This window comes from Thiothrix sp. UBA5583, from assembly GCA_002425225.1.
GTDB lineage: Bacteria > Pseudomonadota > Gammaproteobacteria > Thiotrichales > Thiotrichaceae > Thiothrix > Thiothrix moscowensis.
On record DILV01000018.1, the window covers coordinates 67819 to 89204 of the forward strand.

14 protein-coding genes are annotated in these 21386 nt (G+C 55.3%); 5 read left to right on the forward strand and 9 right to left on the reverse strand.

The genetic code is table 11. The annotated features are described in order from the left end of the window. Positions 1 to 103 precede the first annotated feature (103 nt). The 3 genes from dnaK to hrcA all read right to left on the reverse strand — a co-directional run bounded on the left by dnaK (position 104) and on the right by hrcA (position 3790). On the reverse strand, positions 104 to 2026 hold the full coding sequence (gene dnaK / locus B2U47_RS06600; RefSeq protein ID WP_296675409.1) for a molecular chaperone DnaK: 1923 nt from the start codon (positions 2024 to 2026) through the stop codon (positions 104 to 106). A 100-nt stretch (positions 2027 to 2126) separates the two neighbouring features. Then, entirely contained in the window at positions 2127 to 2684 is a 558-nt protein-coding gene (gene grpE / locus B2U47_RS06605; protein WP_296675405.1) for a nucleotide exchange factor GrpE, read from the reverse strand. A 50-nt stretch (positions 2685 to 2734) separates the two neighbouring features. Beyond that, the gene (gene hrcA / locus B2U47_RS06610) at positions 2735 to 3790 is read right to left on the reverse strand and encodes a heat-inducible transcriptional repressor HrcA (protein WP_296675402.1); all 1056 of its coding nucleotides are present in this window, start codon (positions 3788 to 3790) and stop codon (positions 2735 to 2737) included. Between the two features lie 102 nt (positions 3791 to 3892). Between hrcA and B2U47_RS06615 the strand changes: the two genes are divergently transcribed. Together B2U47_RS06615 and recN are read left to right on the forward strand one after the other, a co-directional pair. Then, the gene (locus B2U47_RS06615) at positions 3893 to 4759 is read left to right on the forward strand and encodes an NAD(+) kinase (RefSeq protein WP_296675399.1); all 867 of its coding nucleotides are present in this window, start codon (positions 3893 to 3895) and stop codon (positions 4757 to 4759) included. Positions 4760 to 4762: 3 nt separating this feature from the next. Further along, positions 4763 to 6424: a DNA repair protein RecN gene (gene recN / locus B2U47_RS06620; RefSeq protein WP_296675396.1), complete on the forward strand. Its 1662-nt coding sequence runs from the start codon at positions 4763 to 4765 to the stop codon at positions 6422 to 6424. An 18-nt stretch (positions 6425 to 6442) separates the two neighbouring features. Here the strand turns inward: recN and lysS are convergent, their stop codons facing one another. From lysS to B2U47_RS06640, 4 genes are all read right to left on the reverse strand, one after another. Next, entirely contained in the window at positions 6443 to 7948 is a 1506-nt protein-coding gene (gene lysS / locus B2U47_RS06625) for a lysine--tRNA ligase (protein ID WP_296675393.1), read from the reverse strand. A 66-nt stretch (positions 7949 to 8014) separates the two neighbouring features. Further along, a protein-coding gene (gene prfB, locus B2U47_RS06630) for a peptide chain release factor 2 (RefSeq protein ID WP_296675390.1) occupies positions 8015 to 9110 on the reverse strand; the annotation gives its coding sequence in 2 pieces (ribosomal slippage) (positions 8015 to 9037 and positions 9039 to 9110; 1095 coding nt in all). A gap of 72 nt (positions 9111 to 9182) precedes the next feature. Then, the gene (locus tag B2U47_RS06635) at positions 9183 to 10154 is read right to left on the reverse strand and encodes an MBL fold metallo-hydrolase (protein ID WP_296675387.1); all 972 of its coding nucleotides are present in this window, start codon (positions 10152 to 10154) and stop codon (positions 9183 to 9185) included. Positions 10155 to 10233: 79 nt separating this feature from the next. Next, a complete protein-coding gene (locus B2U47_RS06640; RefSeq protein WP_296675385.1) occupies positions 10234 to 14529 on the reverse strand; it encodes a tetratricopeptide repeat protein in 4296 nt (1431 codons plus the stop codon). 128 nt (positions 14530 to 14657) lie between these two features. Here B2U47_RS06640 and B2U47_RS06645 point away from each other — a divergent pair, with 128 nt between their 5' ends. The 3 genes from B2U47_RS06645 to B2U47_RS06655 are packed head-to-tail and all read left to right on the forward strand — an operon-like array spanning position 14658 to position 19557. Then, positions 14658 to 15299 (forward strand): TetR/AcrR family transcriptional regulator, encoded by a 642-nt coding sequence (locus B2U47_RS06645; protein WP_296675382.1) that lies wholly within the window; start codon positions 14658 to 14660, stop codon positions 15297 to 15299. Positions 15300 to 15334: 35 nt separating this feature from the next. Further along, positions 15335 to 16378 (forward strand): efflux RND transporter periplasmic adaptor subunit, encoded by a 1044-nt coding sequence (locus B2U47_RS06650; protein WP_296683025.1) that lies wholly within the window; start codon positions 15335 to 15337, stop codon positions 16376 to 16378. Next, positions 16375 to 19557 (forward strand): efflux RND transporter permease subunit, encoded by a 3183-nt coding sequence (locus tag B2U47_RS06655; RefSeq protein WP_296675377.1) that lies wholly within the window; start codon positions 16375 to 16377, stop codon positions 19555 to 19557. Before B2U47_RS06650 ends, B2U47_RS06655 begins: the two co-directional genes overlap by 4 nt. Here the strand turns inward: B2U47_RS06655 and folK are convergent. Both folK and pcnB read right to left on the reverse strand, forming a co-directional pair. Next, positions 19542 to 20033 carry a 2-amino-4-hydroxy-6-hydroxymethyldihydropteridine diphosphokinase gene (gene folK / locus B2U47_RS06660; protein WP_296675374.1) on the reverse strand — a complete coding sequence of 164 codons (492 nt, stop codon included), beginning with the start codon at positions 20031 to 20033 and terminating at the stop codon, positions 19542 to 19544. The two genes, B2U47_RS06655 and folK, sit on opposite strands and share 16 nt — an antisense overlap. Further along, entirely contained in the window at positions 20030 to 21361 is a 1332-nt protein-coding gene (gene pcnB / locus B2U47_RS06665; RefSeq protein WP_296675371.1) for a polynucleotide adenylyltransferase PcnB, read from the reverse strand. Before pcnB ends, folK begins: the two co-directional genes overlap by 4 nt. Positions 21362 to 21386: the final 25 nt, after the last annotated feature.

Consider the following 21386-nt stretch of genomic DNA (forward strand, 5'->3'; position numbering starts at 1 on the left):
CCCCTAGCCCCCTCTCCCTCAAGGGGAGAGGGGGAAAGAAAGCATTTAAGCCCCTCTCCCCTTGAGGGAGAGGGGTTGGGGTGAGGGGTTAAGGGCGTTAAGCTTACTTCTTGCCGTCAACTTCTTCAAACTCGGCATCAACGATGTCGTCGTCGCCTGACTTGCCACCAGCCTGTTGTGCGCCAGCACCTGCCGCACCAGCGTCACCGCCAGCCTGGCCCGCCATAGCCTGCATCAGTTTGCCAGAAGCCTCCAGCAGCGCTTCGGATTTGCGCTGGATCACGTCCTTGTTGTCGCCCTTGATGGCATCACGCAGTTCACTGATCAGGGACTCGATATTCGCACGGTCAGCGCCCGGAACCTTATCACCGTATTCCTTCAGTGATTTCTCGGTCGCATGGATCATGTTGTCAGCCTGATTGCGCACATCCACCAGTTCACGCTGGCGCTTGTCTTCCTCGGCGTGTGCTTCCGCATCCTTGATCATCTGTTCAACTTCGCTGTCGGACAAGCCGGAAGATGCCTTGATGACGATGTTCTGCTGTTTGCCGGTTGCCTTGTCTTTCGCCGTTACGTTGAGGATACCGTTGGCATCGATGTCGAAAGTGACTTCGATCTGTGGCATACCGCGCGGTGCTGGCGGGATGTCTTGCAGGTCGAAACGACCCAGCGACTTGTTATCACGCGCCATTTCACGCTCACCTTGCAACACATGTACGGTCACAGCGGTCTGGTTGTCGTCTGCCGTGGAGAACACTTGTGATGCCTTGGTCGGGATGGTGGTGTTCTTCTGAATCAGCTTGGTGGAAACGCCACCCAAAGTTTCAATGCCCAGTGACAACGGGGTAACGTCGAGCAGCAGGATGTCAGTTACACCGCCACTCAATACACCGCCTTGGATAGCTGCACCAACGGCAACCGCTTCGTCAGGGTTGACATCCTTGCGCGGTTCCTTGCCGAAGAAGTTTTTGACCGCTTCCTGCACTTTCGGCATACGAGTCTGACCACCGACCAGAATCACATCGTTGATTTGGGCAGCAGACAAACCGGCATCTTTCAGCGCAACCTTGCACGGCTCGATGGTACGACTGATCAGGTCATCCACTAGCGCTTCCAGTTTGGCACGAGTGACCTTGAGATTCAGGTGTTTCGGGCCGGTGGCGTCAGCAGTAATGTAAGGCAGGTTGACATCAGTCTGCTGGCTGGAAGATAGCTCAATCTTGGCTTTTTCTGCGGCATCTTTCAGACGCTGCATAGCCAGTGGGTCGCCTTTCAAGTCAATACCGCTGGTTTTGCGGAATTCGTCAGCCAGATAGTCGATCAGGCGCATGTCGAAGTCTTCACCCCCGAGGAAAGTGTCGCCGTTGGTGGAGAGCACTTCAAACTGCATTTCGCCGTCAACGTCCGCAATCTCGATGATGGATACGTCGAAAGTACCGCCACCCAGATCGTAAACCGCGATCTTGCTGTCACCTTTGGATTTGTCCATCCCGTAAGCCAGCGCCGCTGCGGTTGGCTCGTTGATGATACGCTTGACATCCAGACCGGCAATTTTGCCTGCGTCCTTGGTCGCCTGACGCTGGGAATCATTGAAATAGGCCGGAACAGTAATGACTGCTTCGGTCACTGGCTCACCCAGATAGTCTTCGGCAGTCTTTTTCATTTTCATCAGCACGCGGGCGGAAATTTCCGGTGGTGCCATTTTCTTGCCGCGCACGTCTACCCAAGCGTCGCCGTTGTCAGCCTTGACGATTTTGTAAGGTACCAGCTTGATGTCTTTCTGTACGGCATCTTCCTGGAAACGGCGACCAATCAGGCGCTTGATGGCATACAGGGTATTTTCAGGGTTGGTGACAGCCTGACGTTTGGCGGTCTGACCAACCAGCACTTCATCTTCGGTAAACGCGATGATGGAAGGGGTAGTGCGGTCGCCTTCAGAGTTTTCAATGACACGCGGCTTGTCGCCATCCATGATGGCAACGCAGGAATTGGTTGTACCAAGGTCAATACCGATGATTTTTCCCATGATATAAATCTCCAGAATTCTTTGTGTGTTTTTGGGTGTAAACAATTGGCTTGTTTATGTGGGGTCAATTGCCCCTTTTCAAGAGCCTTTGTTACAGAAATTACTTTTTGCAAACCATGACCATCGCCGGGCGCACCACGCGACCGTTCAGCAGATAGCCTTTTTGCATAACCAAGGTCAGGGTGTTGTTGTCAAAGTCAGGGTGCGGTTGCATAGACATGGCCTGATGGTGTTCAGGATTGAAGGCATCGCCAGGCTTGCCAACGGCTTCAATGTTGAATTTTTCCATGACGGTTTCAAACTGCTTGAGAGTCAGTTGCATCCCTTCACGGATTTGTTCGATGTCACCTTGCGCCTGCAAGCCCATTTCCATGCTGTCGATGACCGGAATCAGGGATTCGACGAACTTTTGCGCGGCGTATTTGTGGGCATCTTCCACCAGTTTGTCGGTGCGACGGCGCTGGTTGGCAAGCTCGGCCTGAGTACGCAGGAACTGGTCGTAGTTGGCGGCAGCTTCGGCTTTGGCTTGTTCGAGTTCGGCTTGCAGCTTGGCTACATCGACCGTTTCGACAGCAGTTTCTTCTACAGGGGGCAGGTCTGCGCTGGTAGTGCCTGTGCCTGCTGCGGCATCCGGCATGTTTTCTTTGACATCAGTCATTTGTTACTACTCCACGGCGATAAAAATCAATCTGCCGTGGAGAGTAGGGTTTAATTGCGGGATTTCAAGGCCACACTCAACAATTTCGCAGTAAGATCGACCACCGGAATCACCCGTTCATACGGCATCCGCTTCGGCCCGATCACGCCCAGCACCCCCAGTTGCTCGCCATCCACGGTATAGGGCGCTGTCACCAAGCTACAATCGTCAAATACCGCCTGCCCCGATTCACGCCCGATAAAGATTTTCACCCCGTCAGCCTGCAAGCATTTGTCCAGCAAGCCCAGAATGTCACGCTTGCGGGTAAAGGCCGCAAACAACTCCCGCAACTTGTGGATGTCGGACAAATCGTCATACCCCATCAGGTTGGTTTCGCCCGCAATCACGCAATCTTCGCCGGAAGCATCATCCACATCTGCCACCGTTTTTTCCCCCAACTCAATGGCGGACAGCATCATGCGGTTCATTTCTTCACGGTGTCCGCGCATTTCTTCCAGCAAGGCAGCGCGAGCCTGGCGTAAATCCTTGCCAATCAGGCGCTCGTTGAGGAAATTGGCAGCCTGTTGCAACTCGTTGGCGCTTACTTCGTCATCCAGTTGGATGATGCGGTTTTGCACTTCGTTGCGGTTCATCACCAGAATCGCCAGCACCTGCTTGCCGGACAAACGCAAAAATTCAATCTGGCGAATCGCGGAAGGATTGCGCCGGGGCAGGCTGACAACCCCAGTGAGTTGGGTCATACCCGACAACAGACTGGAAGCCGACTGGATCAGGAAACCGGGATCACGCTCCGCTTTCAACTGGCCTTGCAGGAAATGGATGGCCTGTTCTTCGGGTGGTTTCACCGTGACCAGCGCATCCACAAACAGCCGATAGCCCTGCGAAGTCGGAATGCGCCCCGCCGACGTATGCGGCGCACGGATATAGCCCATTTCTTCCAGATCCGCCATTACATTGCGGATGGTGGCAGCGCTCAGGTCAAGACCGCTGCTGCGGGCAAGGTTGCGCGAACCGACCGGCTGACCGTCATGGATATAGCTTTCCACCAGCACTTTAAGGATATGCCGGGCGCGATCATTGAGTTCAGGGTGCAGATGTGTTGTCATGGCTTCATTTATAGGGGCAAACCTGCCCGGATACAAGCCTGTTTAACTTGCAATTTATCCGCAGCTTTGCCAGCCTTGCAGCTTTTACGGCAAGCCAGCAACATGAGCCTGTTTTCCCACATCGGTATTTTCACCAAACCTAACGACATCCGGGTCGACAAGACCCTGTTCCAGTTGCATGAATTCCTGATCCAGCGCGGCTTTCAGGTGTTTTGCGACCAGAACGCCGGGTTGATTCTGGGTTTGCCTGCCATGTCTGCCGAAGAGCTGGCACGGCGCATTGACCTAGCGATTGTGGTCGGCGGTGATGGAACCTTACTGGGGGCTGGGCGCTTACTGGCGGCGTATGAAGTACCGATTGTCGGAATCAATCTGGGGCGACTGGGCTTTCTGGTGGATGTTTCCCCCGATGAAATGGGCACACAACTGGACGCCATCCTTGCAGGGGAATACCGTGAGGAACAGCGCCTGATCCTGCACGCCGAAGCCGAACGTGACGGTGAGATCATTGGCAGCGGCGATGCACTCAATGACGTGGTGCTGCATGTACGTGATGAAATCCGCATGATCGAATTCACCACTTGGATCGACGGCAGTTTCGTCAACACCCAGCGGGCGGATGGCATCATCATTACCACCCCGACCGGCTCCACCGCCTATGCCCTCTCCAGTGGCGGCCCGATCATGCACCCCGCCCTGCAAGCGATTGCACTGGTTCCGGTTTGCCCGCATACCCTCAGCGACCGTCCGCTGGTACTCAGCAGCCAGAGCACTGTGGAACTCCAGCTTGATGAGCAACGTGATGTTCCGGCACGGGTATCGTTTGACGGGCACAACAATATCGAACTGGAATCCGGCGATCGTGTGCGTATCAGCGCCCGCCCGGAAAAAGTGCACCTGCTGCACCCACAAGGCTATGATTACTTCCACATTTTACGCGAAAAACTGCACTGGGGAGTCCAGCTTTAAGCCATGCTGACACACATCCATATCCGCGACTTCGCCATTATCGAAACCCTTGAGCTTGAACTGCACCCCGGCATGACCGCCCTCACCGGCGAAACCGGCGCAGGCAAATCCATCCTGCTGGACGCCATCGGGCTGGTGCTGGGCGACAAGGCCGACAGCCATACGGTGCGCCACGGTGCGGACAAGGCCGACCTGACCCTGAGTGTGGACATTACCCAAACCCCTTCCGCCCGCACTTGGCTGGAAGAACACGGCATGGAAGGCGATGAGGAAACCTGCCTGCTGCGCCGCGTGATCACCGCCCAGGGTAAATCCCGCGCCTGGATCAACGGTTCCCCCGCCAACCTCACCCAGCTACGCGAACTCGGCGAACAACTGGTCGACATCCACGGCCAGCACGAACACCAATCGCTGATGAAAAAAGATGCCCAGCGCGACCTGCTGGATGCTTTCGCCGCTAATGATGCCCTGCTAACCAGTACCCGTGCAGCCTGGAAACAGTGGAAAACCCTGTACGAGCGCGTCACCCTACTGACCAGCCAGAACCAGCAACATCAGGAACGTATCGACCTGTTGCGCTTCCAGTCTCAGGAACTGGAAGCCCTCAACCTGCAAACCGACGAGCCGGAACAGCTTGACGAAGAACTCAACCGCCTCGCCAATGCCGAACAATTGCGAACAACCGCAGCCCAAGGCTACGACCAGCTTTACGACAATGAACCATCCCTGTATTCCCTGCTAGGTCGCCTGATTCACGATATTGAACAGCAACTGCGGGTTGATAGCCGTCTGGAACCTGCCCACGAATTACTGAATGGGGCACAGATTCAGGTGCAGGAAGCCGCCAGCCTGCTGCGTGATTATGCCGAAAGCCTCGACATTGACCCCGCACGCCTGCAATGGGTAGAAAACCGCATTGCTGACATCCGCAGCCTTGCCCGCAAATACCGCACCGACCCGCACGAACTCCCCACCCGGCTCGCCAGCATTCAGGCCGAACTCGCCCAGCTTGGCGGTGACGATTACGACCTTGATGCACTCGAACAACAGTTGCAAGCGGCTGCTGACACTTATCGCCAGCAGGCTGATGCCTTAAGCCAGGCGCGGCAACAGGCCGCCCAACAGCTTTCCAGCGGCGTGACCCAGGCCATGCAGCAATTGGGAATGCAGGGCGGCAAATTTGCCATCCCCGTCAGCCCCAACACCAGCAACACATTCCAGGCACTGGGCATGGACGAGATCGAATTCACCGTCACTGCCAACCCCGGTCAACCCCTGAAATCACTGCTGAAAGTCGCTTCCGGTGGTGAGCTATCACGTATCAGCCTTGCCATCCAAATGATTGCCGCGCAGAAAGTCACCCTGCCCGCGCTGATTTTCGACGAAGTGGATACTGGCATTGGTGGCGGCATTGCCGAAGTGGTCGGCAAACAATTACGCGCATTGGGTGAAAACCGGCAAGTCCTGTGCGTCACCCACCTGCCACAAGTCGCATCCCAGGCTCACCAGCACTACAAAGTGACCAAGCTCAAAGGCAAGGAACACACCAGCACCGGCATCGAACACCTGAACCGGGCGCAACGGGTGGAAGAAGTGGCACGGATGATCGGCGGAATGGAAATCACGCCGACAACACGGGCGCTAGCGGAAGAGATGTTGGGGTAAACATCTCCTCTCCAACGTTTATTCAGGTCGCATGTGCGGAAAGAGAATCACGTCCCGGATCGACGGTGCATCAGTAAACAGCATCACCAGCCGGTCGATACCGATCCCCTGCCCGGCGGTTGGCGGCATCCCGTATTCCAGCGCCCGCACATAATCGGCATCGTAATGCATGGCTTCATCGTCGCCCGCATCCTTGTCCGCCACCTGCTGCATGAAGCGTTCAGCCTGGTCTTCCGCATCATTCAACTCGGAGAAACCATTGCCGATTTCACGCCCGCCCACGAAAAACTCGAAACGGTCGGTAATGAACGGATTATGGTCGTTACGCCGTGCCAATGGTGACACTTCCGCCGGGTATTCGGTAATGAAGGTCGGTTGCAACAGGCGATGTTCGACGGTTTTCTCAAAGATTTCGATCTGCACCTTGCCGAGGCCGTAGCTATCCTTGAGCGGAATGCCGAGACTGCTAGCAACCGCTTTTGCCCCTTCCAGCGTGTCGATCTGTTCGCCAGTAACATGCGGATTGAAGTGCAAAATGGAATCACGCACACTGATGCGCGTAAACGGCTGGCTGAAATCAAACACTTCACCCTGATAGGTGATTTCGGTGCTGCCAATCACGTCGGTGGCGATACCGCGCATCAGGGTTTCAGTCAAATCCATCAGGTCGTGGTAAGTCGCATACGCCTGATAGAATTCGATCATGGTGAATTCGGGGTTATGGCGGGTGGAAAGCCCTTCGTTGCGGAAGTTGCGGTTGATTTCAAACACACGCTCAAAACCGCCCACCACCAGACGCTTGAGGAACAGTTCCGGCGCAATACGCAGGTACATCGGCAGATCCAGCGCATTGTGATGGGTGATGAAAGGCCGAGCGGTCGCTCCACCGGGGATGATCTGCAACATCGGCGTTTCCACTTCCAGAAAATCACGCTGGATGAAGAAGTTACGGATATAGCTGACAATTTTGGAACGTACAATGAAAGCATCGCGCGTGTCATGATTCATGATCAGGTCGATGTAACGCTGGCGGTAACGCTGCTCATGGTCAGTCAGGCCGTGGAATTTTTCCGGCAGCGGGCGCAGCGATTTGGTCAGCAGGCGAATTTCCCTGACCTTGACCGACAGTTCGCCGGTCTGGGTTTTGAACAGCACACCCTGCGCCCACACGATGTCACCCAAATCCCAGTGGCTATATTCGCCAAACAGCTCATCGCCCAGCACGTTTTTCTGGGTATAAAGCTGGATGCGCCCGGACACGTCGGAAATGGTGGCAAAACTGGCCTTACCCATCAGACGCTTGAGCATCATGCGCCCGGCAACGGTTACTTCCACCGGGTTTTCTTCAAACCACGGCTTGTCATGTTCGCCGTATTGCGCGTGCAGTTCAGCGGCTTTGTGTTCACGCACCACATCGTTGGGAAATGGCACACCCTGTTCACGCAGCTTCGCCAGCTTTTCGCGGCGTTGCGTGATCAGTTTGTTTTCATCGTGATGCTCGTGATGGAGTTCCTGTTCGCTCATGGTATTAACCTTGCTCTTGTTCCCCCTCTACCGCTTGGTGGGAGAGGGGGCTAGGGGGTGAGGGTCTTACAAGCCGCTTTTCAAACTTGCTTCAATAAATTTGTCGAGGTCGCCGTCCAGCACTGCCTGGGTATTGGCAGTTTCCACACCGGTACGCAAATCCTTGATACGCGACTGGTCGAGAACGTAGGAACGGATCTGGCTGCCCCAACCGATGTCGGATTTGCTGTCTTCCAGCGCCTGCTTTTCAGCGTTGCGTTTCATCATTTCCAGCTCATACAACTTGGCACGCAACTGTTTCATCGCGGTATCCTTGTTTTGATGCTGGGAACGCCCGCTCTGGCACTGCACCACCGTGTTGGTGGGCATATGGGTAATACGTACCGCTGATTCCGTCCGGTTGACGTGCTGACCACCAGCGCCGGATGCACGGTAAACGTCAATACGCAAATCCGCCGGGTTGATGTCGATTTCGATGTTGTCGTCGATTTCAGGGGATACGAACACGCCACTGAACGAGGTGTGGCGGCGGTTGCCGGAATCGAACGGCGATTTGCGCACCAGACGGTGTACGCCGGTTTCGGTGCGCAGCCAGCCGAACGCATACTCACCTTCAAAGCGGATGGTGGCGCTCTTGATGCCTGCCACGTCACCGGCGGAGGCTTCCATCAGTTCGGTCTTGAAACCCTTGGCTTCACCCCAACGCAAGTACATGCGCAGCAGGATTTCCGCCCAGTCTTGTGCTTCCGTGCCACCGGAACCGGCCTGGATGTCGAGGAATGCGTTGTTGTGATCCATTTCGCCGGAGAACATGCGCTCGAATTCGAGTTTGGCAACTTTGGCTTCCAGCCCATCCACATCGGCAATGACGGCTTCGGCACTGGCTGCGTCGTCTTCCATTTCCGCCAGTTCCAGCAGTTCTTTGGCATCAGCAAGACCGGAGGTCAGTTTGTCCAAACCGCCGACAATGCCTTCAAGCACGGCGCGTTCCTTGCCGAGATCCTGGGCGCGTTGCGGGTTATCCCAGACTTTGGGATCTTCCAGTTCGCGGCTGACTTCTTCTAGGCGTTCGCTCTTGAATTCGTAGTCAAAGATACCCCCTCAGAGCGTCCACGCGCCCTTGGAGATCTTTGATTTTGGTATAGGTGGGGTTGAGTTCCATGTGTATCGCAATGCAAAAAAGAAAAGCGGGGATGATACCAACCCCGCTTCAGACAAGAAAGAACTATATGATTTAGAAATCTTCCTGCTCAGCTTCCAGAATTGCCAGACTGATGTGTTTGCCCAGAATTTCGTCGAAACTGTGCCAGTCTTTGCTGTCAGTCAGTTTTTCGATGACTTTGGGTTTCATTTCATGGGCTTCCATGGTTTCACGCAACTCTTTGACCGCACTGTACAGGGTACTCATGTACTTGCCGTAAGCTGTCACGATGGCTTTGTCGCCAGTTGCACCGTGACCGGGAACAATGGTTTTTACATCCATTGCGGAAATCCGTTCTGCATTGCTGGCACTGCCGGGAAAACTGCCTTCATCCATCATGATCAGGCGTTTGTTGCTGATGGTATCGCCAGTAAATAATAGTTTGTCCTCCACCACTTCAAACATCACTTCGTTGGACGTGTGGGCTTTGCCTTCTACCAGATGGGCTTTGACCGTCACATTGCCCACCTTGATTGCCTGATCTTGACTCAGGGGCTCGCCGGGAATGACAATTTCTGTACCTGCTGTGGCGTTTTCGGTCATGGTATTCATGGTTTCCACCCAAGAATCACCCGCGCCGTTTTTCGCCTCTTCAATCATGCCTGCACTTGCGTAAAAGCGGGTATCGGCATTGGCTTCCTTGAAAGCCTGATTGCCCAGCCAGTGGTCGCCATGAATATGGGTAATGAAAACCTTGGTGACAGGCTTGTCTGTGACCTTGCGGATATGTGCCAGCACTGCCCGCCCAATCGCGGCGCTGGAACCAGGGTCGACCACTGCCACTTCGCTATCACCCACGATGAACCCCGGATTGTTGATAAAGCCTTGGTTTTCTTTGCTGGGTTGACCGGCAGGGCCGTGGATGACATAAACATGATCCGATACTTTTTCGGCTTTGTAGTTATCCACGATGCCTTGATGGATGGATTTGTCGGCCGCCCAGGTGTTGAGGCTCAAAGCCAGCAAAGCCATGCCGCCCAGCCAGTGCCATACAGGTTGTTTCATGTGTACTCCTTCTGCTCTTCAGTGTTGTAAGACAGTCAGTGTACGTGATGCAGGAAGGCTGCAAAAAATTCCCGTTTCGTTAGCCGTTTTTCAGTTCCTTGCGCATTTCTTCCGGCCAGGTCTTGAATTCGTCCGGCAAACGCTGTTCCTGCCGCAGTTGTTCCAGAATGCTGATAGCTTCACGCAGCAAGGTATCGTGCTGCTGCGCATCCTGGTAGGTTTTCGCCATCTGGTATTTGCTGCCCACAATGCCCATTTGCCAACCAACATGCTCAGGGCTGGTTTTCACCAGTTGCTGAAACATGGCAAGTGCCGTTTCAAAGGAGTGACGAGCATCCGCCAGTTTTTTCTGAGCGAGCAATACCGAACCGATACGGTTGTGGTTGGTCGCCATCTCACCCTGCAAGTCAGCATTATCCACTGATTTTTCAGCCAATTGTTGCGTAACAGTGAGCGCATCGCGGTAACTTTGCAGTGCCCCGGCATTATCCTCCTGAGTTTGCTGCGTTTCTCCCAGTTGAATCAGGCTGCGCAGGTAATCGTTTTTCACCTGGATATTGTCAGGATCGTGTTCCACCAGTTTGCCCCGGATTTGTGCAGTACGCTGCAACAAAGACAGTGCCTTGACCTGATCGTTGTTTGCCAGATGGAACGCTGCCAGATCGCCTAGCCCAACAGACAGATCACGCTGCCATTCGGCATTTTTCAGGTCTTTGCCTGCAATTTTTTCTTTCTGCTCCAGTGATTGCTGAAATGCCGTCAAAGCCGCCTTGTTATTACCCCTGGCTTGCTCACTCTCGCCGATATTTTCGTAGCTGATGCCGAGATCACGTTGCCAGTCGATATTATCCGGGTCGGTCTGGATGAGTTTCTCCAGAATGACCACAGAACGCTGGAAGGCTTGCAGGGCTGCATCCTGTTCGCCACTTTGCTGCTGAAGTACCCCCAGCTTGTTGAGACTAATGACCAGATCGCTTTGCCAGCCAACATCCGCCGGGTCTTGCTGCACCAGTTTTTCCATAATGCCCAGTGCCTGCTGAAAGCGTGCCAAAGCGGCGGGATTATTGCCTTGCAATTGCTCCATTTCTGCCACGTTGTTCAGACTTACGAACAGGTCACGTTGCCACTGGCTGTTGTCAGGCTCACCTTGCACCAACGTTTCGCGGATAGTTAATGCTTGCTGGAAAGCCTTGAGTGCCGCCGCATTATTACCACCGAGACGCTGGGCATGAGCCAGCTTGTTCAAGTTCACACCCAAATCACGTTGCTTACCCGTGTCGTCAGGCGACTGCCTTGCCAGTTTTTTTGCCAGATCCAACGCTGCTTGCAGGTTTTGTAATGCCTGTGCGCTCTCCCCCTTGACCTGATACAGGGAACCAAGGCTGTTGAAGCTGGAAGACAATAATGTTTGCCAGTCAGGGTTATCCGGCTGCTGTTGCACCAGCTTTTGTGCGGTGGTTTGTACCGTTTGATAGGCATGAATAGCGTCGTCCGTTTTGCCCTGCGCCAGTAGCATGTCACCCTTGCCCAGCCAGGCTGTCATGTACAGGGCAGGCTCGCGCTGTGGATCAGCATGGTTTGCCATATCCGTCCATGCCTGAATCGCTCGGGAAGAATCACCTGTTTTACTGGCGATTTCTGCCAGATGTTGCCATGCCGTCAGGTTGTCGGGTTGATGTTTCAGTACCGCCTGATAACGTTCCATTGCTTTGGGGTAATCAAGTTTCAGGGCGCTGACTTCCGCCAGATCAAACATCCGTTGCGCCAGTTGCTGATCCGCCAATTGCTGATCGCGCTCGTAAATACGTTGCAGCAGGGTTTCTGCCACATTCAGATTGCCTGTCTGCAATTCCTGGCGGGCTTGTTGTGCCAGCACGTCGGTCGCAGCATAGTTCCCCAAACGGGTCTGCAAATCGCTGTAGGTCTGGGCAAGCTGGGCAAATTCACGGGTGCGGGTTGCCAGTGCCAGATTCTTGTCAGCGATGTTTTTCAATAGGGCTTCAGCTTGCTGCTTGTCCAGCTTGAGCTTGTCCTGCAACTGTTTGACTGCCTGTTCATCTGCCCCATAAAAGTTGGTGACGTACTGGATAGTAACGTTGCCCTGTACCTGCGTGACGATGGCACTTTGGTCGCCCGTTGTCTGCAAACCCGTTGCCGTTTGCTGCCCTACCGGATTCTGTCCGGTTTTGCTGATGACCGTATCATTTGCGGTCGTAATATGTTGCACGCTGGCTTGTCCTGCCACACCTTGCAGGACGGGTGTCCGGTCAGCAGCAGCCGGGTCAAGTTCCTGTGTAATATTCGCCAGCCACTGTTGTTGCTTGTCAGGCAGGGGTTGGGTTTGTTGCCAGTTTTGCAGGATGGTTTGCGCCTTGCGCAACAAAACCGGACGCTGCTCTGTTTGCAAATCTGCCAGACGCAGGTAATGCGAAGCCAGATCCATCTGCCAGCGCCACACATCAGGTTTGGCTTTAACCAGATTTTCCGACAACCCGATGGCTTGCTGGAAAGTGGCAATGCCTGCTTTGGTATCGCCTGCCAAATGCAGGGCGTAACCCAGCAGGTTGTAACGTGCTGCCTGATCGCCCTGCCATTGCCGGTTGTCAGGGTTAAGCTGAAGCAGTTTGTCCCCCTGTCTGACTGCCTGTTGCAGCGTAGCCAAGGCTGCTTGCTGGTCGCCATTGTCTTGCTGGACATCGCCAACCCGTTCCAGACTAACCACCAGATCAGCCAGCCATTGCACATTGGCGGGGTCATGCTGTACCAGCTTTTCACGAATAGCTTGAGCTTCCTGCAAGGATTTCAGGGCGGCTGCTCCATCCTTTTTCAACTGGTAAATGTCGCCCAGTGCGTCCAGCGAAATGCTCAGATCACGCTGCCATTCCTGATTATTGGCATCCAGTTGCGCCAGTTTGCGGGTAATCGCCATTTCATCCTGAAAGGCTTGCAGGGCTTCATCCAACTGGTTGTTGCTTTGGTATGCACGACCCAGTTTGAAGAAACTGGTAGCAAGATCGCGCTGCGCCCTGGCGTCATCTGGCTCGTGCCCGGCAAGCTGCTGGTTGATGGCAAGCGTGTTCTGGAAGGCGCTCAAGGCAGCTTCAGTGTCCCCCCGCAACATCTGGATTTCTCCGATATTGGTGTAACTGACCGCCAGATTGCGCTGCCACTGGCGATTGCTTGCATCCATCTGCACGAAACGCTGGCTGATCTGCAAACTTTGCTGGTAGCTTTGCAACGCGGCTGGCAAATCCCCCATGTCCTGCTGGATGTCACCCATGTTTTCCTGCACCGGTAACAAATCCAGTTGCACCACCAGATTGTTGGCATCAGCAGCCCATAGTTTCCTGCTAATGTCAGCACTAGCCTGTAAATTCTGCAAAGCAGCCACATTATCACCATTGCTGCGCTGGATGACTGCCATCCGGTTCAAACTTACGGCCAAACCGCGTTGCCAATCAGGGTTATCGGCAAACCGGCTGGCAAGTTGCTGCATGAATTGCTGCGCCTGCTGATACTGTTGCAAAGCTGCCTGACTATTGCCCTGTTCTTTTTGCATGTCGCCACTACCCAACAAGGCAGCGAAATGCATCCGGGGCTGGTTGTCCGCATGGGTTTGCTTGCCGAGTTGATCCCATGCGCTCAATGCCAGTCGGGTATCTCCAACCTTTTCCGCCAGTCTCGCCAGGTTTTGCCAGGCATCCAGATTGTCAGGCTGGAGATGGATTGCCGTTTGATAACGCTCGATGGATTTGTCTCGCTCCAGTTTCAACTCGCTCAATTCCGCCAGCAACAAGGCGTGCTGGCTCAAGCGTTGCCGCGCTTGCTGTGCACCGCGCTGATAAGCCTGTTCCAGCAACTTTTCCGCCTTGTCCAGATCACCAGCTTGCAGGGCTTCCTGCGCTTGCAGGCTTGATGCATCGGTTGAATTGCCAGCCCCCAGATTTTTTTGCAGATCGGCGTATTTCTGGGCAAGGTACGTAAATTCCTGGGTACGGTTTTCAACAGCCACCTGCTTGTTAGCCAACTGTTTGAGTAAGGCTTCGGCAGCTTGTTGCGAGAGATGAAGGTCGTCTTGCAGGCGTTTGACATCAGCGGCATTTGCACCGTAAAAGTTGGTGACGTATTGGACAGTAGCGTCGCCGCTAACCTGCTGGATGATGGGGCTTTGGTCGCCCTTGCCATCAGCTTGAGGGGCAAGCACATCTGTGGCAGCACGCTCATCCTTGTACTGGATATTGACGTTACCAGTTACATCACTGACCACGGCACTTTGATTGCCAGTGGTTTGTGCTGGGGGAATCTCTGGTTCTTTTTCCCCGCACGCGGCTAACAACACCAACAGACTGAAATGGAAATAGTTTTTACCCAACATACTCGGCATCTTACGGACTGTGCAAAACGCATCACACGGATGCGGCAATTATTGGTGGTGCAACATTCTCGACAACTGACTAACAGTCATTTAGAATCACTCCAAACAACTGACCGCTAGTCATTTACATGCAAATCCGTGCCACCAACCCTGAAGACAAGGAACTGCGCCGCGAAGCCATCCTTGATGCCGCCGAACAGCTCTGGCTTGCCCAGCCGGAACGCATGTCCAACGTTGCCGACATTGCCTCTACCGCCGGGCTAGCCAAAGGTACAGTCTACCTGTATTTCCGCAGCAAGGAAGAGCTGTTTCTCGCTATCCACGAGCGCCACGTCAACACCTTTTTCAACCGCATGAAGGCACGCGCCAGCCAGACTGACCAGCCGATGACGTTGAACGACCTGTTTACCGTCAACCGTCAGTTCCTGCACGACTTCCCCGCATTCCTACCACTGGCAACGCTGTGCCACGGTCTGCTGGAACGGCAAATACCGCTGGACATTGCCTTTGCGTTTGAAGAACGTACTTATGCCCAACTGAACGAACTCGTCGAGGCACTACGCACCCATTTCCCCCAAGCCACCCAAGCATTGATGCTGCAAAGTTACTCCCTGTTCCTTGGCTTGTGGCAATTGATGCGCCCTTCCCCACTCAAGGAACTGATGAAAGAACGCTCGCTGCTGTGCGCCTGCACCGACGATTATCTGTACATGCTGGAAACCGCCCTGAACGCCCTGTGGCGTGGCGCACTGATGCCGGAGGAACCATGATGATAAAGTATTTTTCACTTATCCCTCTCTTTCTCTTGTTAACACTCAGCGCCTGCAAGGAACCCGCAACCACCACCCCGGTCATCCGCCCCGCCCAGGTCTGGACAGTCAGCGACCAAACCAGCACCACCACCCTCACCTGGTCAGGCGAAACCAAAGCCCGTTTTGAAGCCGACCTTTCGTTCCGCGTCGGTGGCAAAGTCACCGCCCGCAACGCCGAACCCGGCGATATGGTCAAAGCCGGGCAAACGCTCGCAAGCCTCGACACTGCCGACCTCAACCTCGGCCTTGCCACCGCCAAAGCCAGCCTTGCTGCTGCCGAAGCCGACCTGACCAATGCCAAAGCTGAACTCACACGAGTTGCCGAATTGCGCCGCAAGCAATTCATCGGGCAAGCCGCGCTCGACGCCGCGCAAGCTGCCCACGATGCCGCCGCCGCCCGCGTCGCTTCTGCCAAAGCGCAACTCAAACTGAGCGGCAACCAGACAGGCTACACCGAACTCAAGGCCGACCAACCCGGCATCATTACCCAGGTCAATGTGGAAACCGGGCAAGTGGTCGCCGTCGGACAACCCGTTGCCCACATCGCCTACGACGGTGAACGCGAAGTGCACATCCGTGTCGGTGAAGCCACTGCCCAGTCGCTCAAAACCGGCACTGTCACCGACATCAAACTGTGGTCACAGCCTGACAAACCATTCCAGGGCAAGGTACGCGAAATTTCCCCCTCTACCGATGCCACCCGCAGCTTTCTGGTCAAGATCAGCCTGCTGAACCCGCCGGACGATTTGCGCCTCGGTGTCACCGCCGATGTCAGCCTGCCGAATGCGCAAGCCAGCGGTGCAAGCTGGTTGCCAGCTTCCGCCCTGTTCCAGCAGGACAAGCAACCGGCTGTCTGGGTCGTTGCTGCTGACAACCAGGTGCAACTGCAAGCTGTCACCCTGATTGCTTACCACGACGATGGCGTCACCGTCAGTGGCTTGCAACCGGGCGTCAAAGTCATTGCCGCCGGTATCCACAAACTCAGCGCCGGGCAAACCATCAACCCCGTCCCGTATGATGGGAAGGCCACACCATGAACGGTTTCAACCTGTCGGAATGGGCGTTACGCCACCGCAATTTTGTCCTCTACCTGATGGTATTGACGTTGGGGCTGGGCATTTTCGGCTACAACAAGCTGGGGCAATCCGAAGACCCACCCTTCACCTTCAAGGTGATGCTGGTGCAAGCCTACTGGCCGGGTGCTACCGCGCAAGAAATCGAGTCGCAAGTCACCGACCGCATCGAAAAAGTCATGCTGGAAACCCAGTACGTGGACGTGGTACGCAGCTTTTCGCGCCCCGGTGAAACCAATATTTTCGTCATCGCCAAAGACAACGCCCCTTCCTCCGCAATGGAAGGCATGTTTTACGACCTCCGCAAACGGGTTGGAGACATGCGCCATACCCTACCCCAAGGGGTGATCGGCCCACTGTTCAACGACGAATTCGGCGAAACCTACGGCAATATCTTTGCCCTGACCGGTGACGGTTTCAACTACGCCCAGTTACGCGACGCTGCCGACAATATCCGCAAGGAACTGCTGCTGGTGAAGGACGTAGCTAAAATCCTCAGTATCGGCGAACAGGAAGAGCGCGTCACCATCGAGCTTTCCAACAGCAAGCTGGCCAACCTCGGTTTCAGCGTGCAGCAACTGGTGGATGTGTTGCAGGCACAGAACGCCGTTGCCGCCGTGGGTGCATACAACACCAGTGCCGACCGCATTTACGTGCGCCCGCAAGGGGCTTTCACCAATCTGGAAGACATCCGCAACCTGCCAATCGTGATCGGCAACCGCACCCTGCGCCTGCGCGAAGTGGCGGAGGTGAAACGCGGCTATGCTGACCCACCACATTCCACCTTCCGCTACCAGGGGCAGGAGGCGCTGGGCATTGGCATTTCCATGCGCAAAGGCGGCGACATCATTGCGCTGGGCAAATCGCTGGACGAAGCGCTGGTACGCATCGGCAACCAGCTTCCGGTCGGCATGGAATTGCACCGGGTCAACGACCAGCCTGCTGCCGTCAAACGCTCGGTGGGCGAATTCCTGCAAGTGGTGTTTGAAGCCGTGGTGATCGTGCTGGCGGTGAGTTTCATCAGCTTAGGGCTACGGGCTGGAACGGTGGTGGCACTCTCCATCCCGCTGGTGCTGGCAGCAACCTTTTTCACCATGCACCTGTTCGGCATCGGCTTGCACAAGATTTCGTTGGGTTCACTGGTGCTGGCGCTGGGCTTGCTGGTGGATGACGCCATTATCGCCATCGAAATGATGGTGGTGAAAATGGAAGAAGGCTGGGATCGGGTCAAGGCTGCCAGTTTCGCCTACAGCACCACCGCCTTCCCGATGCTGACCGGCACGCTGGTGACGGCTGCCGGGTTCCTGCCGATTGCCACCGCGCAATCGTCGGTGGGGGAATATACCCGCTCAATCTTTGAAGTGGTGACCATTGCGCTGGTGATCTCGTGGTTTGCGGCAGTGATTGTGATTCCGTATCTGGGGTATAAGTTGTTGAAAGAACCCCTCACCCCCCATCCCCCTCTCCCTCAAGGGGCGAGGGGGGGCAAGAATGATGACCTCTTAGCCCCTCTCCCCTTGAGGGACGACCCCTCAGGGGGCTGGGTGCGGGGTTGGGGTGAGGGGTTATCTTCAGCTTTCTACCGCTGGTTCCGCCACCTGATCCAGCAATGTGTGGCCTACCCCGTCACCGTCATCCTGCTGACCATCGCCACCTTTGCCGGGTCGCTGTTCCTGTTCCAGTTCGTGCAACAACAGTTTTTCCCCGACTCGACCCGCATGGAACTGGTGGTGGATTTGAAACTACCGGAAGGCTCCTCCCTACAAGCCACCCAGACCGAAGTGGACAAGCTGGAGCAATACCTCAACACCCAGCAGGAACACATCGACAACTTTGTGGCGTATGTAGGCAATGGTTCGCCGCGCTTCTACCTGCCGCTAGACCAGCAATTGCCTGCTGCCAGCTTTGCGCAATTCGTGATTACCACCAACAGCATTGCCGACCGCGAAGCCTTGCGCAGCAAGCTGATTGAGCGGCTCGACAACAACCCGGATTTCAGTCTGGCACGTGGGCGCGTGATTCGCCTCGAAAACGGCCCGCCAGTGGGCTACCCGGTGCAATTCCGCGTCTCCGGTGATGACTTGTGGAAGCTACGGGAATTGGGCGAACAAGTTGCCAGCGTGATGCGTGCCAACCCCAATCTGGTCAACGTGCATCTGGACTGGAACGAACGCAGCAAAGCCATCAGCCTCAAACTCGACACCGCTAAAGCCATCAGCCTCGGCGTGACCCAATCCGCGCTGTCGCAACTGCTGCAAAGCACCTTGAGCGGCACAACCATTGGCGAATTCCGTGAACAGGATCAAACCATTCCCATCCTGCTACGAGGAACGGCAACCGACCGTGACATGGTATCGCGCCTTGCCGGGCTGAATGTGCCGACAACCACCGGCAAAACCGTGCCCTTGTCACAACTGGCGAAAATCGATTATGTGCAGGAAGAAGGCATCCTCTGGCATCGCAACCGTACCCGTACCATTACCGTGCGCGGCGATATTTACACCAAGATTCAAGCCCCAACCGTCACCACACAGGTGGAAGCTCAATTGGGTGACATCCGCGCTACCCTGCCACTGGGCTACAAACTGGAAACGGGCGGTGCGGTGGAAGAAAGCGCCAAGGGCAACGAATCCATTGGTGCAGGCTTCCCGCTGTTCATCGTGGTGGTACTGACCTTGCTGATGATCCAGTTGCAAAGTTTCCAGCGCGTGATCATGGTGGTGCTGACTGCGCCGTTCGGCATGATCGGGGTGGCGGTGTTCCTGCTGCTGTTCGACAAGCCGTTCGGATTTGTGGCAATGCTGGGGACGATCGCACTTTCCGGGATGATCATGCGCAACTCGGTGATTTTGGTGGATCAGATTGAGCGTAATATTGATGATGGAGAAGTGCCGCGTGATGCAGTGATCGAAGCTGCCGTGCGCCGCTTCCGCCCCATCATGCTGACCGCGCTCGCGGCGATACTGGCGATGATCCCACTGTCGGAAAGTGTGTTCTTCGGGCCGATGGCAATTGCGATCATGGGCGGGTTGCTGGTGGCAACGCTGCTGACGCTGCTGTTCCTGCCTGCGGTTTACACCGTGTGGTTCAAGCTGGCGAAGGGCAAGCAAGCGTTCCTGGGTGAAGCTCAGCTCAGCGGGTAAAGGTCATCGCAGGTCAAGGCTTGCAGACAATCCTGCAAGCGGCGTCCGCTGGGGAATACCAGATGCGGCGCTAGATCAGCCAATGGCAATACGACGAATGAACGCTCACAAACGCCGGGATGTGGCACACGTAAATCCGGGGATTCGATGGTTTCATCGCCATACAACAGCAGGTCGAGGTCAAGAGTACGTGGCCCCCAGCGCAAGCTGGCATCGCGTACCCGCCCATGCGCCCGCTCAACTGCAAACAAAACATGCAGCAAGGTGTGAGCATCAAGGGTGGTTTGCACGCAAGCGACTGCGTTTACATAATCCGGCTGATCTTGTGGCCCCATTGGCTTGCTGGTGTAGAAACGCGAAACACCTGCCAACTCAACCCCTTCCCAGGCTGCCAGTTGTGCCAGTGCAGAACGCAAATTAACAGCCGGGTTGCCCAGATTGCTGCCCAGTCCGAGATAACAGGTGATGGATGTCATTCCGCCGAAGGCGCGGCAGATTTGGCATTGCTACCGCTATTCTTGCGCTTCTTACGGCGGCGTTGCTGGCTGTTTCTGCCCTGCCCGCCCTTGCACAAACCGGGACGATCTTCCGGGCTAGCCTGCTGGAAAGCAGTCCACCACTCGGCTTCATCCTTGACCGGCTCGCCCGCTTGCGCCCGCAGGCATAGAAAATCGTAAGCAGCCCGGAAACGCGGATTCACCAGCAAGGTATTAGCACGGCGCAAATCGTGATAACGGAAACGTGATTGCAGCGCCCAGATTTCACGGGTTACATTGCTGTAACGGCGCGGAATAGCGGTGCAGTCCACCTGATCACGCAAGGCATCAGTTGCCGCCAGATGCCACGCCTGCATTTCCGGGAAACCCTGCAACTGTGCGGCAACAGAAGCCATGTGCACCTTGTGCCACAGCAATACGGCATACAAGAACGCGGGCATGACCGACCTGCCATCCGCAATACGCTGATCGGTGTTGGTCAGGGACAATTCCAGCATCCGCTCAAAGATACCTTCTGCATCCTCGACAATACTCTCGGCGGTCAACGGCAACAGGTGTTGCAGGATGTCGTATTCACGCAAAAGCTGGAAAGTTTTCCAGCCATCGCCGCAATGCAGCAACTTGATGATTTCGTCGAACAGGCGGGCAGCCGAAATGCCTTCTAGCAGGATGGCGAGCGGCGTAATGAATTCACGGGTACGCGCCTCAATCTCAAAACCGAGTTTGGCGGCGAAACGGACTGCCCGCAGAATCCGTACCGGATCTTCGCGGAAACGCTTTTCCGGGTCGCCAAGCAAACGTACCTTGCCTTGCTGTAAGTCTGCCAGACCACCAACAAAGTCCAGTAATTCACCATTGCTTGGGTTGTAAAACAAGGCATTGATGGTGAAATCGCGCCGCCACACATCCTCTTCCAGCGTACCGTACACATTGTCGTGCAGGATACGGCCTTCGTCGTTAACTTTGCCGCCATCATCGCTGTCATCATGCGGGGCGCGGAAGGTTGCGACTTCCAGATAATCACGCCCGTAATAGATGTGGGCAAGGCGGAAACGCCGCCCAATCAGGCGACAGGAATTAAACAGCTTGCGGATTTCTTCAGGGCGGGCGCTAGTGGCAATATCAAAATCTTTGGGAGTGCGGTTCAGCAACAAGTCACGCACACAACCACCTACCAGATAGGCTTCGTAACCCGCTTTCTGTAAGCGCCTGATCACATCCTTGGCGCGACCACATATCTTGTCAGGGGCAATAGCGTGTACCGTGACAGAAACCGTTTCCTCGTTACTGCCAACAATATCGCCCACTGATTCAACAAATTCCGTTTTGGAC

What these genes read in the sequence shown, in the direction of transcription:
- recN (WP_296675396.1), top strand. Translation starts at nt 4,763, where the DNA reads ATGCTGACACACATCCATATCCGCGACTTCGCCATTATCGAAACCCTT.
- hrcA (WP_296675402.1), bottom strand. Translation starts at nt 3,790, where the DNA reads ATGACAACACATCTGCACCCTGAACTCAATGATCGCGCCCGGCATATC.
- B2U47_RS06640 (WP_296675385.1), bottom strand. Translation starts at nt 14,529, where the DNA reads ATGTTGGGTAAAAACTATTTCCATTTCAGTCTGTTGGTGTTGTTAGCC.
- B2U47_RS06655 (WP_296675377.1), top strand. Translation starts at nt 16,375, where the DNA reads ATGAACGGTTTCAACCTGTCGGAATGGGCGTTACGCCACCGCAATTTT.
- B2U47_RS06615 (WP_296675399.1), top strand. Translation starts at nt 3,893, where the DNA reads ATGAGCCTGTTTTCCCACATCGGTATTTTCACCAAACCTAACGACATC.
- grpE (WP_296675405.1), bottom strand. Translation starts at nt 2,684, where the DNA reads ATGACTGATGTCAAAGAAAACATGCCGGATGCCGCAGCAGGCACAGGC.
- B2U47_RS06635 (WP_296675387.1), bottom strand. Translation starts at nt 10,154, where the DNA reads ATGAAACAACCTGTATGGCACTGGCTGGGCGGCATGGCTTTGCTGGCT.
- dnaK (WP_296675409.1), bottom strand. Translation starts at nt 2,026, where the DNA reads ATGGGAAAAATCATCGGTATTGACCTTGGTACAACCAATTCCTGCGTT.
- B2U47_RS06645 (WP_296675382.1), top strand. Translation starts at nt 14,658, where the DNA reads ATGCAAATCCGTGCCACCAACCCTGAAGACAAGGAACTGCGCCGCGAA.
- folK (WP_296675374.1), bottom strand. Translation starts at nt 20,033, where the DNA reads ATGACATCCATCACCTGTTATCTCGGACTGGGCAGCAATCTGGGCAAC.
- lysS (WP_296675393.1), bottom strand. Translation starts at nt 7,948, where the DNA reads ATGAGCGAACAGGAACTCCATCACGAGCATCACGATGAAAACAAACTG.